Below are 14633 nucleotides of genomic sequence, written 5' to 3'. Positions count from 1 at the left end.
CCTTTCTTATTCCGCGTTTGCGCAAATTTCTTTCAGCCGGTCAATCACCCGGTCAGCTTCTTCCCATGAATAAGCCGTTGCTCCTGAAGCCATCGGATGGCCTCCGCCGTTAAACTCTTTTGCCAATTCGTTGATGACAGGGCCTTTAGAACGGAGACGCACGCGGATCTCTTCTTCTTCCTCGATGAATATCACCCATGCCTTCATTCCTTTCACATTACCCAGGGAACTGACAAGCAAAGAAGTTTCGGTTGCGGTGACTTCAAATTCCTTTAAGATATCCAACGTGATTTTTACATACGCAGCTCCATTTTCATCCATTTTAAAGTTCTGGTACATATAGCCTTGCAGATGAAGAAGCTTTCTCTCCATTTCATACATGCCATTGTGAAGCTCGTTGCGGTCAAAATCACTCTTGATCAGTTCACCGGCAATCCGGAAAGTTTTTTGTGTTGTGCTCGGAAAAAGAAAGCGCCCCGTATCCCCAATTATGCCAGCATATAGCTGGCGGGCGGCAGTAGCCGGCAGCTTCCAATTTTCCTGGACTTGGCCAGCTTCAAATAATTCATAGATGAGTTCCGAAGATGAACTTGCGCTAGTATCCACCAATAATAGATCACCATACGCATCATCGTTGGGATGATGATCAATCTTAATGATTTTATCTCCTTTTAGATAACGCTGATCGTCAATCCGCTCAGTATTAGCAGTATCCGTAACAATAACCAGCGAACCATTATAGTCTTCATCAGCCACCTGATCTTGAGTCCCAAGAAATTCCATCGTCGAATCGTGTTCTCCAGCAGCTAAAATCGTTTTTTCAGGATAGTTATGTTGCAGTATGTATTTTAATCCGAGCTGTGAACCATATGCATCTGGATCAGGTCTCACATGCCGATGGATAATGATCGTTTCGTATTTTTTAATTGTGTCGATGATTTGACTGTTCATAGGGCATTCCTCCATTTTTCAAGGAAATCCATTCGCATTCGGCCACATTTCTCAGTACAATAGAAGAAAGTTTCGGAATACAGGAGGTCCTTATGCTAATTTTTATATTTTTAATGATTTTTTCAATTGTGTTCTATTTCTATTATAAAACAAAGCAATTTCGAGCAACATTGCCAATCCGTAAAAAGTGGTATGCTTCCACAGCAGCTTTCTTTCTAGGAAGTTTCGGAGTGTTTTTGGGTATTGATCTGCTGATTGTCTTTCAGACCCCGCTCACCTATATAGTTGCCGGTATTTTTATCATTCTGGGACTGGCATTTTGCATCCATAATTACAAAGCGGCAAGACATTATCATAAATTCGTCGCTGAAGAAGCACGGCTGAACGAATAGCAAATTCCCCTCTAAGTGAGGGGGTTTTTTATTTCTCTAACGGTCCAGCAGTTGGAAAGTCAGCATCGCTTTCCCGACAATCTCCCCTTCAAACGACACTTCGATATCCACTTTAGCCGATTTACGGCTGATATCCAAAATCGCAGGTTTGATGTAAATAAGGGAATCCAGCTGAACCGGTTTCAGGAAATAGACCGTCATATTTTCAAGCACACTGTCCTTACGATTTTTCGTCTTCAATGCGCTCGTTGCGGCTTCAGACAGTATAGTGGTGTAAGCACCATAGGATATTGAACCATACGAATTGGTCATTTGAGGCGTTACCCGGAATTCCAATGAAAGCTTTTCATGAGGCTTCATCTGCAGCTGGCTGATGATGAGATCGTCTATCGTTTCACCTTGCTGCGGTTGCCGCTGCGCTGTCTGAATGGCTTTCAATACATCCTGTCGGCTGATGACCCCACATAATTTGCCTTGGTCATCGATGACCGGCAGCAGATCAATCCCTTCCCATATCATCCGGTGTCCCGCCGATGCTACACTTGTTTGCAGCGTGACTGTAATGGGATCTTTCGTCATTGCTTTCTCTACGCTGTCCTCGTCCGTAAAACCGATAATATCACGAGACGTCAATATCCCGATTATCCTTCCTGTATCATCGACTACCGGAAATCCGCCGTGCGTGGTTTCCTTGTTCAATTCACGGTAACGGCTGATTGGATCATGATGATGAAGGTAATGGGTATTCTCAAGAGGAATCAATATATCCTCTATTAAAAGTATCTCTTTTTTGATCAGTTGGTCATAGATGGCCCTGTTGATCATCGTAGCAACGGTAAACGTATCATAGCTGGTCGAAATGACCGGCAATTCATATTCATCCGCCAGTTTCTTGACTGTATCCGAAGCATCAAAGCCTCCGGTCACTAATACAGCGGCACCAGCCTGAAGCGCATATTCATGGGCTTTAAGGCGATTGCCGACGATCAGCAGGTTGCCGGCTTCCGTATAACGCATCATGTCTTCGAGCTGCATCGCGCCTATGACGAATTTAGTCAATGACTTATGCAAGCCGGTCCGGCCCCCCAGCACTTGTCCGTCAACGATATTGACGATTTCGGCATACGTCAGCCGCTCAATGTTCTCTTTCTTTTTCCGTTCAATGCGGATGGTGCCGACACGCTCAATTGTGGAAACTAGCCGTTTGTTTTCAGCTTCTTTTATTGCGCGGTAAGCTGTGCCTTCACTGACCTGCAATTCCTTAGCGATCCTGCGGACGGATATTTTTTCCCCGACTTCCAGCGTTTCAATATAATCAAGTATCTGTTCATGTTTCGTCGCCATGATTTCACCCATTCTTTCTGCTTTCCTGATGCTTTTAGTGTACCATATTTCCTAATACAGAAACCCCCGAAGAATGATTGCTCCTCGGGGGTTCTGCGTTTAAATTTCGAACTGGTCGCCAGCTTTCATAACCTTCACTTCAGAGCCTTTGACCAACTCCTTGAATTTTTCAGGGTCCTGCTTAATCGGCGGGAATGTATTGTAATGGATGGGAACTACTGTTTTCGCTTTCAAAAGTTCTGCCGCATATGCCGCATCTTCAGGGCCCATCGTAAAGAAATCGCCGATCGGCAGGAACGCGACATCAATGTCATTGCGTTTGCCGATCAGCTCCATGTCTCCGAACAAATCGGTATCGCCTGCATGGTAAATCGTCTTTCCTTCCGCTTTGAAAAGAATTCCTGCAGGCATGCCGCCATAAATGACATCTCCGTCTTCTGTCGTATATGAAGAACTGTGGAACGCTTTCGTGTATTTGACGGTTCCAAAATCGAATTCCTTTGCACCGCCCAAATTCATGCCGATCGTTTCAAATCCGAATGTTCCAAGATAATTCGCCAGCTCGACCGGCGCCACAACCGTGCAGTCATTTTCTTTGGCAATATCCACTGTATCACCCACATGATCGTTATGCGCATGTGTAAGTAAAATCATATCCGGCTTTTCTTTGCTGGAATTCAGGTCGCAAAGCTTATTGCCATCGATGAATGGATCGATTAAAATCGTTTTTCCTCCGGTCATGATTTTGACGACTGAATGTCCGTGATAAGAAATTTTCATGTTATCCCTCCATTTAAGTATGCGTTCAGTTTCTAGCTGTCTTATACCCTCATCTTTGTTATGCTACACATATAGAGGAGGAATTTACCTATGAATAAAATCAGTAATCTGCAGAATTACCTGAAAGAGAACAGTATCGATGCAGCATTCATCACTAACCCGGATAACGTGTTTTACTTCACGGGATTCAAGAGCAATCCGCACGAACGGCTTCTAGGGGTCATGATTTTCAGTGATTCCGAACCTTTTCTGATCTGTCCCCAAATGGAGATTCCGGATGCCAAAAGTGCTGGATGGAACGGCAAGGTCGTCGGACATACGGATACAGATAACGCAATGGAGGTCCTGTACCGGACAGCAAGTGAAACAATTTCCTCCATATCTGCACTGGCAATCGAAAAAACCCATATGATTGTAGAGCGGTATGATGCAATCAATGAGTTTTTCAATTCCCCGACCATCGTTGGGATCGATGAAAAAACAAGTGCTATGCGCGTCATCAAAGATGCTGCTGAAATGGAAATACTTCGCGAAGCAGCGGAGTTGGCCGATTATGCAATTGAAGTGGCTGCGAAAACAATCAAAGAAGGCATTACTGAAATCGAAGTCATGACTGAAATCGAACTTGCATTAAAAAAACGCGGAGTCACACATATGTCGTTCGATACCACTGTATTGACCGGAGACCATGCTGCTTCTCCGCATGGCAAGACAGGCGACCGCAAACTGCAAAAAGGTGACCTTGTCCTGTTTGACCTGGGGGTCGTCCACAAGGGGTATTGTTCAGATATCACCCGCACGCTGGCTTTGGGTGAACCAGGCGAAGAACAGAAAAAAGTCTATGACATAGTGCTGGAAGCCGAACTGGCTGCCTTGAACGCCGTCAAACCAGGTGTTACAGCAGCTGAACTGGACGGCATTTCACGCGGTGTTATCGAGGAAGCGGGATACGGTGAATACTTCACTCACCGCCTTGGCCACGGACTCGGCATTTCTGTCCACGAGTTCCCTTCACTCCATGGCTCGAATGATATGAAAATGGAAGCCGGCATGGTCTTCACAATTGAACCCGGCATTTATGTACCCGGCAAAGTGGGTGTCAGAATCGAAGACGATCTTGCTGTTACCGAAGATGGTGTCGAAGTGTTGACGAAATATCCGAAAGAACTTCAAATCATCAATAACTAAAAAAGAGCTGCGCCGGAATTTTATCCGGCGCAGCTTTTCATTTTCATGCAGACTGCATTACAGTTGCAAGCATCTATTCTATTAAGCCAACAGGTCTTCGACTGATTTGTATTCGACACCCTGATCATCGGCAACCGCTTTATATGTCACATATCCATTAAGCGTATTTACACCTTTTTTCAAAGCTTCGTTTTCAAGGATAGCCTGTTTATAACCTTTGTTGGCAATTTGTACTGCGTAAGGAACAGTAACGTTTGTCAAGCCGATTGTGGAAGTACGCGGAACCGCACCAGGCATGTTCGCAACTGCGTAATGCACCACATCATGCTTGATGTATGTCGGTTGGTCGTGAGTCGTGATGCGGTCACTCGTTTCGAAAATACCGCCTTGATCAATTGCAATATCGACCACAACCGAGCCCGGTTTCATCGACTTGATCATATCTTCTGTAACCAATTTAGGAGCTTTTGCACCTGGAATCAACACAGCACCGATTACAAGATCCGCTTTCTCAACAGCATCCGCAATATTCAATGGATTTGAAATCATCGTCTGTACATCCTGTCCGAACAAGTCGTCCAATTGACGGAGACGATCCGGATTCAAGTCAAGGATCGTTACGTTGGCACCCATTCCTACCGCTACTTTGGCAGCATTCGTTCCTGCTACACCGCCTCCGATTACTGTAACTTTGCCGCGTGAAACTCCCGGGATTCCGCCTAGAAGGATTCCCCCACCGCCATGGATTTTTTCCAGAAATTGAGCACCGATCTGAGTTGACATCTTACCTGCGACTTCACTCATCGGCGTTAATAACGGCAATGAATTATTCGGCAGCTGCACAGTTTCATAAGCGATTCCGATGACTTTCGAATCCAGCATAGCTTTCGTCAATTCCGGTTCAGGCGCAAGATGCAAGTACGTGAACAGGATCATTCCCTCGCGGAAATAGCCATATTCAGATGCTGTCGGCTCTTTCACCTTCATGATCATTTCCTGGTTCCATGCTTCTTCTGCTGTCGCGACAATGCTGGCTCCTGCAGAACTATAGTCTTCATCCGTAAACCCGGAGCCAAGACCTGCTCCAGCCTGAATGAACACTTCATGCCCATACAATGAGAGATTGACAACGCCCGATGGTGTCATTGCTACTCTGTTCTCGTTATTTTTCACTTCTGTTGGAACTCCAATACGCATGGTGAAACCCTCCATTAATCTTTAATAGGAAATATAGATTAGAAATTTTTTACTTCAAAGCAAATCCATTCTATCAGATATTATTAGACTTTGCCCAACTTTATTTACCGATTTGAAAATCTTTTATTTTATCCCTTTATCCGAGCTATATTTTTCTGGATTATTATGTAATATTCAAATTAACCTTTAATTTTATTCTATTTCGATATAACTTTAATCAGGCATTCTAATTTTATCCATATTTTGGACACAGGTTTTAAGCGTTTTTTTCAAGAAAAAGAAGGAGCTGGTACTGCTTGTATCGAATTTCATAAATAGAACAGGAGGAATGCAATCATGACATTAAAATATGAACAAATTCTTGTGGCAGTGGATGGCTCTAAGGAAGCTGAGTGGGCTTTCAAAAAATCAGTGGGCATTGCAACACGCAATAACGCGACATTGAACCTGGTCAACATCATCGATACCCGATCATTTGCGGCAATCGAAGCCTATGACCGTTCCATCGCTGACAGAGCACAGAAATTCGCAGAGGACCTCTTGGCCGATTATAAAAAGGAAGCAATGGCGGCAGGAGTACAAAACGTGAACATCGTAGTGGACTACGGTTCACCTAAAACTATGATTTCACGAGATCTTTCGAAAAAAGTGCATGCTGATCTGATTATCTGTGGAGCAACCGGTCTCAACGCAGTCGAACGATTCCTGATCGGCAGTGTATCCGAACATATCGTGCGTTCAGCGAGTTGTGATGTACTCGTAGTCCGTACCGATGATGCCCCGTCTGATTTGCAAGGCAGAGCAGACCAATCACAAAATCCAACAGCTTAAACGGCAAGCACGAAAAACCCTTTTCCAGTGTTGGAAGAGGGTTTTTCTGTTTTTCAAAAACATCATCTTATTCGATCATTTCGCTCGATCATTTCGCTGCATATCTTTTAATGTCTCGAAGCTAGCGAAGCGATTCAGAGATATGGAGCAAAACAGCGAGACTCCCAGGGGAGAAGAACCGGAGTTGAAACTCAACTCCGGTTCTAGCGAAGTGCTGAGATCCACTCGGGCGAAGTGAAACGAGACCGAGTTAGCTCAGTACAAGCCCCCAGGAAAGCGAGCTGTTTTGCGCAATATCGATTGCTTACATATACTTTTCACAACAAGCTAAAACCCCTCTCCAGTGATGGAAAAGGGTTTTTTCTGTCGTTTATTCAGCTAGCTCATAGCCGCATGATAAGATAGCCGTTTCTGCCAATACAATCAGTGAATCAAGATAGAAATCGGGCAGGTTAATTTCCTTTTTAACAATGGAAAGTTCAGTACAGCCTAGCACCACTCGATCGCATCCCTGATTTTCCATATGATTGACGATTTCGCTCCATGTATCTTTATCAGCATTTTTTCCCGCTTTAACATTATCGTAAATGATTGACATGACTTTTTCCTGTATTTCCGGACTCGGTAAAACAGGTTCCAGTCCATATTCGTTTGCCGCTTGCTGATAGACTTTGGATGTAACTGTTCCGGTGGTGGCAAGAACACCTACTTTTACAGCGCCTTGCTGAGCTGCGCGCTTCATTGTTTCCCGGATCATATGGATAACCGGAACCGGAGAGCCCATTTGGAGCTCATCGTAAAATGTGTGAGCCGTATTGCAAGGAATAATGATGATTTCAGCACCGATTGATGATAGTTTTGCCATGTCGTCAATCATGACAGGAACAGGATTATCATCGGAGCGCCCCATGATGAAAGCTGTCCGATCAGGAATACGCGTATTATTCGTAATAATGGAGTTGACATGATCCTGATCTTTTGCAGCCTTTGTCCGGCGCACGATCATTTCGCCTATGAACATAGTTGCAAGCGGCCCTACCCCGCCGACGATGCCCAGTGTTTTTTTTTCCATAACTTATGACAGACCTTTATTATTGAAGTATTTTTTATATTTCCGATGATAGTTTAAATTATTCAATGTCAATTTGATCCAGCGTTTTGTATTGAAATCTTTTTTGTAGAACAAGGAATTCGTTACTTTTCCTTCTTTGATCAGACGTTTTGCCTCATTTTTTAAAACCGCATTCTGCGCGTATTTGAAAAGGACTTTTTTAGGGATGATCAGCCACAGATGCTTGTTTTTGGCGTAAACCAATTTCTGCGGTTTATTGAAAATATGATCATCCGCAACGTACTTCATAAGATTGTGTCCGCTTGCAGTGACATAATAACTGCTGCGTCCATTACGCAGGTTGATTTCAAATAATTTGTAAGAGTCATCACGCGCATCATACTTCATATCGAAATTGGCAAATCCGGTATAACCGATATCTTCCAGGAAAAAGCGGACTTTATCCATCAATTTCTGATCGAATGTATTAATGATTGCAGCATAACTGCCGATTCCTTCCGGTGAATGCTCTTCAAGAATCGGATTTCCCAATGCCATCAGTTTAACTTTACCATCTTTTCCGACATAAGCATTCAAAACCCGCATGAAAGAATCGTCACCCGGTATGAACTCCTGGATAGTCAGATTATCTTTATAGGAAGAATTGTAGATGGCATCCAGAATTGCATTTTTTTCCGCTTTATCATGTGCGACAAAAACCTTCTTTTTGCCCGGGAATGAACAATTCCAGTAAGCGACTGAATTGGATGCCTTGATGATGATCGGATAAGAAAAGTTAGGTGTAAACTCTTTATAATTCTCATATGTGCAAAGGTCTGTACGTGGATAGCTGAAGCCATACTGCTCACAAATATCATAAAAATTTTCTTTAAGGACCAGACGATCCATCAGTTTTTCATCAATATATGGAACCGCAAAATAAGGCGTCAGCTTATCCTTATTGCGAATGATGAGTTTCGCGTAATCATCTCCGCAGGCAAGCAGCAATAGCTTTCTCCCTTTGAATTCTTCTGCGATGTCCAATACCGAAGGAAGGAAAGTTTCTTCTTCATTCAAGTTTTCAATCACCCGCAAAGTCAGAATGTCACTGTGCTGGGTTGCAGAAAGATTTGACCTTCCCAAAACAAGCGGCTTAATGCCGTATGCTTCGTAAAAAGACCGGGCCATTCCATATGCGTTCATATCAGAACCTAGAAGCACCGGTAAAAATTCGGGTTCTCTCTTATTTGCAGTCAAGTTTATCAGCTCTCTTTTAATTTATTATAGTCCTAGTCTATCACATTCCGGGATGCCTTCATTATTCATAGGCATTCCCTCTGTCACTTAAATATCCATCACAATCAGTAATTATAGCATTTTCAAACAGGAAAATAGAAATGCTAACCCTAAATAAGGAGTAAATCCTTCATTAAACAGGAAAAAGGACGGATAAATCCCGTCCTTTCTCTATATCCTTTATATCTGCATTGGAAACTTAAGTCTTTTGTCGTTCACACCCTTTTCACTATTGTTTAAGCTGGGATCAATCCATTTCTTCCTTCAATTGAGCAATCTCGTCTTCCAACTGGCCTATCCGGTGATGAATCTTATAAAAAATCGGTATATACGCAATTACAACTATTAACATCCACATCATTCAGGAACACTCCTTCATCTTATAGGATCTGCGGTTTATTTTACAATCAGCACCGGCATATCAACTTTATTCAGGACTGAACGGCTGACGCTGCCGAGCACCATTTCCTGCATCGGATTCAATCCTCTTTTCCCCATGATCAAAATATCAAAATTCCTGTCATTCGCATACTCAGCAATTACATGTACGGGGACTCCATAAATCATTTCCACTTTATGAAAAACCATTTCCTTCTCAAGCAGTTCTATAATCGGCAGGATCTTCTTCTGGCGGAACATTTCAATTTCAGCTGAAGCATGACGATGGATTTCTTCGTTGCCTGCTTCATTGTGATCGATGACATATATTATCGTAACTTCTGCCCCTTTCACCAACGAGGCCAATTTTACCGCTTCTTTGGCAGCCCGAAATGAATTTTCAGAGCCATCTGCAGCTATCAAAATCGATCGGTACATGGTTTCCACTCCTTCGAATGGTGATTGGTATATTGTCTCTTAAAGAATAATTCTATAAAACTCTGCTTAACCCTTTAATATAGAAGTGAAAAAAGCGCATAAAAATAAAAAAAGCGAACCCGGTGAGGTCCGCTTTTTTAGGATGGCTTATGTGTTTGGGGGTTCAGTTGTCCAGACTCCAACGGCCAACTCCTCGAGTCGTAAGTCTCTCTGGCTAGGCGGCTGAAAACACGCCGCTAAGCCAGAGCTCCTTACGCTTGTCGGAGCTTAACGGCCGTTTCCGCTTTTCTTTGTCCAGACTCCAACGGCCCAGCTCTTCGGGTCATAAGCCATCTCAGCTGCCGTGGCAAGTAACGCCACTCTGCTGATCCGTCTTATGCCTTTCAGAGCTTAACGGGCGCTATCGCTTTTCTTCCTTAAACTCCCATCTTACGGCGTGTATTGTTGACTTTCTTTGTTTGCTGGCTCTTCATCTTTTTCGTTTCCAAAGATGCGTTGCCGCTCCCTTTTTTACCTGAAGCCTGATTTTTCTTGGCTTCAAGCTGGCGTTTTACTGCTTCCTGCAAGCTCACTTTTTTCGGTGTTTCATTGGACTCACTCACGTGTCATCCCTCTTTTCAATTGGACTGATGCAATAGTTCTGCTGCTTTTAGTATAGCATATTCCTTTTATTTCAACCTTTATTTTCTTTGAACCAATTATTTACTTGTGTAAAGAATTTTGCCATTGAATCCGGTTTCGACATGTTCGGGACTCTCGCCAATAAGACTTCTCTCGGAGCTTTGATACCTTCTTTTTTCTTCTGCAGGATAAGAATCCCTTTTGCATGAGAGGAATTTTTAAAAAGCGTATCCGGCAATTCCATCACTGCTTGGATGTCAGCCGTCTTCTTCAGATAATTATGCAGCTGACCTGCCATAGGTGATTCAAACAAAGCCTTCGGTACGATAAAGAACAGATATCCCCCATCAGCTGTATGTTTCAGGGATTGTTCGATGAAGAGGTGATGTGCATAAGACATTCCTTCCTCCGCTTTCAGTTCATAAGTTGCCGCGTTCTCATCATTTGGATAATATCCGACAGGCAAATCCGATACCACTGCATCCACCGGATCAATCATCAAAGGCTGCAAAGCATCCTGCAAATAGAGCGTCACCGGCTGCTGAACAAGATTGCCCGTATTCGATGCAAGCTTGATGAGCAGGTCGTCAATTTCCACTCCGGCACCCGTCAATTTACCATCCAGATAATTCATGATAGTGAAGATTAAGTTGCCAGTTCCAACAGCTGGGTCTAAAATGGTCGCCTGGTCTTTCTTCACGAACAATTCCACAAGATAACCCATCAGCAACCCCAGTGCATCCGGTGTCATCTGATGATGAGGCTGGATGTGTTCTTTCATGCCTTTCAGCACAGCCAGCTGAATCGCTTTGCGAATATCTTCCTTAGTTGCTTCTTCATTGGGCTGTATATTTCCGTCCAGCCATTTTTCAGTTGTGATCAGCAGGCTTTCCAGATAGGAATTCTCCTGCTCCTTCTGGATTTCAGAAGTTTGCTCATCGATAAAATTAAATACATTTTCCATTGCTGAATTCATTAGTTCTCCGTCCTCAATAAGGAAACCCACTCAAATGAGTGGGTTCCAAGTATTATTTTGTCAGCTCTTTTACAGCCTCAATCGCTTTATCATAATCCGGATGATTCGTTCCCTCAGGAACATATTCCACATAAGTCACTTTATCATTTTCATCCACAACAAATATGGAGCGTGCCAGCAATCGCAATTCCTGCATTGTGACACCGAATGCTTCACCAAACGACAGATCGCGGTGATCCGAAAGTGTAGTGAGATTCTTGACTTCATTAACTTCAGTCCATCGTTTTTGTGCGAATGGCAAATCACAGGTTACATAATAGACTGCAACGCCATCTCCCAACGATGATGCTTCCTCGCTGAAGCGTTTCGCCTGATCTGAACAAACACTGGTGTCCAAGGATGGGGATACGGTGAAAAGTCTGACTTTGCCAGCTGTATCCTGGGCAGTCACCGGATTCAAATCATTATCGAGCACTGTGAAATTCGGGATTTCGTCTCCAACTTTGACTTCTTTGTTTGGTAAGGTAACAGGATTTTCCTTAAATGTAACTTGTACCATTCAAACGCCTCCCTTTCAGATTACTTTCATCATACTAAAAGGCGCTCTCTTCTTGCAACCCAGACCCATTATCCCGGACCTTCTGCATCATTTTACGCTTCCGGTAGGATTGTTCATGCACCACTGTCGTATCAGCAAAAAAGTCATGGACTCCCTGTTTCAGCGGTGTGAATCCTACGATGAAATAAAGCGGCAGGATGGTCACCGAAATTAACCGGCCGATCCATTCGCGGAACAGCAAAGTCCCCCAATCGAGTGAATCTTTTTTCAACGATACCACTTTGATTGCAAAAATCATTTTGCCGACCGTTTGACTGAAAAACTTTGTCATCAAGACGAAATACGTGTAGAACAGCAGAGCCGACAATATTGTGAAAGCCGCGTACCAATTAGTCGAATCCACTGAAACACCGATTAAAGCGAATGCCGGTTTCAGCAGGATGGAAGTGACACCTGAAATAACAAGAAGGTCAATCAGATATGCCCAGAACCGTATCCAAAAACCGGCTGGCTTTCGTTCATAGAACATCACTTCTTCATATTGCTTTTGAGCCGGTTGATGAATCCCATCATTAGAATTCGCCGTTTTTCCAGTATTGATATTGTCTGACATGATCGCCCCTCCTTATTTGTCACCGTAAAGATACATCATACGTGGTGAGCTGTATTCAGTCATCAGCTTCGCCAGCATCTGCGTTTCGATATCGTTTCCGAACAGTGATTGAACTTTCACGTTAAGCAAAGAACCCCAGCTTTGGGACACGCCGTATTTGAAAACCTCCGCATCCGCCAGTTCGAAATCGTTCCGCAGCGCTGCAATTACATCTTCTTCATATCCGAAGTCATCAGCAAGATTCGCTTCCACAGCCTGGCGTCCGTTCATGATCCGGCCGTCGGCCACAGCGCGGACTTCATCTTCCGGCATGTCACGGCCTTCAACGATGATATCCACGAAGCTTTGGTAGGAATCATCCAACATTTCCTGGAGCAATTCGCGTTCTTCTTCAGTCATATCGCGGGTAGGGCTCATGATGTCTTTGTAAGGGCCAGACTTGATCGTTACAAAATCCACACCATAACGTTCTGCCAGCTCCCCATAATTTACACTTTGCATAATGACACCAATCGAACCTGTGAGCGTTTCTTTATTTACATAAATTTTATCGGCTGGTGCAGCGATATAGTAGCCGCCTGAAGCTGCCATCGCTTCCATTGAAACATAGAACGGCTTGCCGGTTTCTTCCTGGATTTCCGTGATTTTGTCATAGATTTCAGCTGACTCCACCACACCGCCACCCGGTGAATTGATTTTCAGCATGACTGCCTTGACGGTGTCATCTTCTTTGATCTGTTCCAGTTGACCCATGAAGAATTCATGATTATAGCCGGCTGCTCCAAACAAAGGTGAAGCTTCTCCTGTATCCTGAATGGCTCCGTCAACTTCAAGAACTGCGATTCGCGAATTTGCGCTGCCCTGTTCGATGACCGTTTCTTCAAACTGACTGGACTCCGCCGCCATCAATTCATCAAAACTGCCGGCAAAATCACTTTGGAACATAGCAAAGACAGAATTGACCAATAGCGAAATCACAAGCACTGCAGCAGCAATAACCAGTGCGATCCACCTTTTTGTATTCATAAAAATTCCTCCTTTATTTCTCTACTAGCTATACGCTTTAACGTTGAAAATGTTTCATTGTTTTTTATTGTAAGCGATGGGATTTGATACTTTTTCACGCCGGATCTTCCTGGCTTCCGCCATTTTGGAAGCTGTGAATAAAATCAGCGCCACCCAGATGAATGAGAAAGAGATCAAACTGGTCCGGTTGAATTCCTCTCCGTACATCAATACACCGATTATGAGCATCATCGTCGGGGCGATATACTGAAGGAAACCGATCATATACATCGGAATCAAAGGCGCACCGGTAGCAAAAAGCACCAATGGCAATGCTGTGACAGCTCCGCTCAAAATCAGCAATCCATCCGTTTCAATGTTCACTGTCGTAAATGCCGCTCTGTCAATTACGAATAAGTAAACATAGAAGGCTGTTGCCACCGGCAATACAAACAAGGTCTCCAGAGCAAGCCCGCGGAGTGCATTCAATTTGATGGTCTTTTTAATCAGGCCATAAAACGCGAAACTGAATGCCATACCCAAAGCCATCCAAGGAAAGGCGCCATAGGAAACGGTCAGGATGCCAACGCCGATCGCGGCCAATACAAATGCGATTTTGATGGCGGGCGTCAATTTTTCTTTCAGGAAGAAAACACCAAGCAGCATCGATACCAATGGATTGATATAATAAGCCATACTCGTTTCAACGATTCGGTCATTGGTCACCGCGAATATGTACAGGAACCAGTTCAGCGTTATCAAATACGATGCCAGCATCAATGTAAAAAAAGCTTTTTTTGATTTCCATAAGGATTTCAGGTCTGCAAACAGCTTTTTATGGCCGCCGATGACGAAAATAAAAGCCACCGTCACCCAGAAAGCCCAAAAAATTCGCGCTGCCAGGATCTCGTCGCTTGAAACATGTCCAAGCTGCTTCCAATAGATCGGAAGCACACCCCACATCGCGTAAGTCAAAATCGTATAAATGATTCCTTTTTTCTCATCTGCCATAT

Annotated in this window: 16 protein-coding genes; 3 read left to right on the top strand and 13 right to left on the bottom strand. The window is 43.8% G+C overall.

From position 1 onward, the window contains the following. Nucleotides 1-6 precede the first annotated feature (6 nt). Nucleotides 7-951 carry a DHH family phosphoesterase gene (locus tag CXF70_RS04680; protein WP_084246487.1) on the bottom strand — a complete coding sequence of 315 codons (945 nt, stop codon included), beginning with the start codon at nt 949-951 and terminating at the stop codon, nt 7-9. A gap of 92 nt (nt 952-1043) precedes the next feature. Here CXF70_RS04680 and CXF70_RS04675 point away from each other — a divergent pair, with 92 nt between their 5' ends. Next, nucleotides 1044-1343, top strand: a complete 300-nt coding sequence (locus CXF70_RS04675) for a YtpI family protein (protein ID WP_084246489.1) — start codon at nt 1044-1046, stop codon at nt 1341-1343. A 36-nt stretch (nt 1344-1379) separates the two neighbouring features. Here the strand turns inward: CXF70_RS04675 and CXF70_RS04670 are convergent, their stop codons facing one another. After that, nucleotides 1380-2687 (bottom strand): DRTGG domain-containing protein, encoded by a 1308-nt coding sequence (locus CXF70_RS04670; protein WP_084246826.1) that lies wholly within the window; start codon nt 2685-2687, stop codon nt 1380-1382. 99 nt (nt 2688-2786) lie between these two features. Then, nucleotides 2787-3467: a metal-dependent hydrolase gene (locus CXF70_RS04665; RefSeq protein WP_101801706.1), complete on the bottom strand. Its 681-nt coding sequence runs from the start codon at nt 3465-3467 to the stop codon at nt 2787-2789. 90 nt (nt 3468-3557) lie between these two features. Between CXF70_RS04665 and CXF70_RS04660 the strand changes: the two genes are divergently transcribed. Further along, nucleotides 3558-4655, top strand: coding sequence for a M24 family metallopeptidase (locus CXF70_RS04660; protein WP_101801705.1), 1098 nt, complete (start codon nt 3558-3560; stop codon nt 4653-4655). A gap of 81 nt (nt 4656-4736) precedes the next feature. On the opposite strand, the gene ald is transcribed toward CXF70_RS04660, so the two are convergent. Continuing rightward, on the bottom strand, nt 4737-5852 hold the full coding sequence (ald, locus tag CXF70_RS04655) for an alanine dehydrogenase (RefSeq protein WP_101801704.1): 1116 nt from the start codon (nt 5850-5852) through the stop codon (nt 4737-4739). A gap of 336 nt (nt 5853-6188) precedes the next feature. Here ald and CXF70_RS04650 point away from each other — a divergent pair, with 336 nt between their 5' ends. After that, complete coding sequence (locus CXF70_RS04650) at nt 6189-6683, top strand: universal stress protein (RefSeq protein WP_101801703.1); 495 nt, start codon at nt 6189-6191, stop codon at nt 6681-6683. Between the two features lie 370 nt (nt 6684-7053). On the opposite strand, the gene cuyB is transcribed toward CXF70_RS04650, so the two are convergent. The 9 genes from cuyB to rarD form a co-directional block, all read right to left on the bottom strand. Continuing rightward, nucleotides 7054-7755 carry a cysteate racemase gene (gene cuyB / locus CXF70_RS04645; RefSeq protein ID WP_101801702.1) on the bottom strand — a complete coding sequence of 234 codons (702 nt, stop codon included), beginning with the start codon at nt 7753-7755 and terminating at the stop codon, nt 7054-7056. A 3-nt stretch (nt 7756-7758) separates the two neighbouring features. Continuing rightward, entirely contained in the window at nt 7759-8937 is a 1179-nt protein-coding gene (locus CXF70_RS04640) for a carboxylate--amine ligase (RefSeq protein ID WP_101801754.1), read from the bottom strand. Nucleotides 8938-9426: 489 nt separating this feature from the next. After that, the gene (locus CXF70_RS04635) at nt 9427-9846 is read right to left on the bottom strand and encodes a universal stress protein (protein ID WP_101801701.1); all 420 of its coding nucleotides are present in this window, start codon (nt 9844-9846) and stop codon (nt 9427-9429) included. A gap of 416 nt (nt 9847-10262) precedes the next feature. Next, nucleotides 10263-10448 (bottom strand): hypothetical protein, encoded by a 186-nt coding sequence (locus CXF70_RS04630; protein ID WP_101801700.1) that lies wholly within the window; start codon nt 10446-10448, stop codon nt 10263-10265. 71 nt (nt 10449-10519) lie between these two features. Continuing rightward, on the bottom strand, nt 10520-11443 hold the full coding sequence (locus CXF70_RS04625; RefSeq protein ID WP_179135780.1) for a class I SAM-dependent methyltransferase: 924 nt from the start codon (nt 11441-11443) through the stop codon (nt 10520-10522). A gap of 52 nt (nt 11444-11495) precedes the next feature. After that, the gene (gene tpx / locus CXF70_RS04620) at nt 11496-12002 is read right to left on the bottom strand and encodes a thiol peroxidase (RefSeq protein ID WP_101801699.1); all 507 of its coding nucleotides are present in this window, start codon (nt 12000-12002) and stop codon (nt 11496-11498) included. 34 nt (nt 12003-12036) lie between these two features. After that, nucleotides 12037-12615: an RDD family protein gene (locus CXF70_RS04615; RefSeq protein ID WP_101801698.1), complete on the bottom strand. Its 579-nt coding sequence runs from the start codon at nt 12613-12615 to the stop codon at nt 12037-12039. Nucleotides 12616-12627: 12 nt separating this feature from the next. Continuing rightward, entirely contained in the window at nt 12628-13641 is a 1014-nt protein-coding gene (sppA, locus tag CXF70_RS04610) for a signal peptide peptidase SppA (RefSeq protein ID WP_084246509.1), read from the bottom strand. A 54-nt stretch (nt 13642-13695) separates the two neighbouring features. Then, the gene (rarD, locus tag CXF70_RS04605; protein ID WP_101801697.1) at nt 13696-14631 is read right to left on the bottom strand and encodes an EamA family transporter RarD; all 936 of its coding nucleotides are present in this window, start codon (nt 14629-14631) and stop codon (nt 13696-13698) included. Nucleotides 14632-14633 lie beyond the last annotated feature (2 nt).

The sequence above is a fragment of the Planomicrobium sp. MB-3u-38 genome (assembly GCF_002836425.1).
Classification (GTDB): Bacteria; Bacillota; Bacilli; order Bacillales_A; family Planococcaceae; genus Planococcus; species Planococcus okeanokoites.
This window is presented reverse-complemented; position numbering and strand designations above follow the sequence as displayed.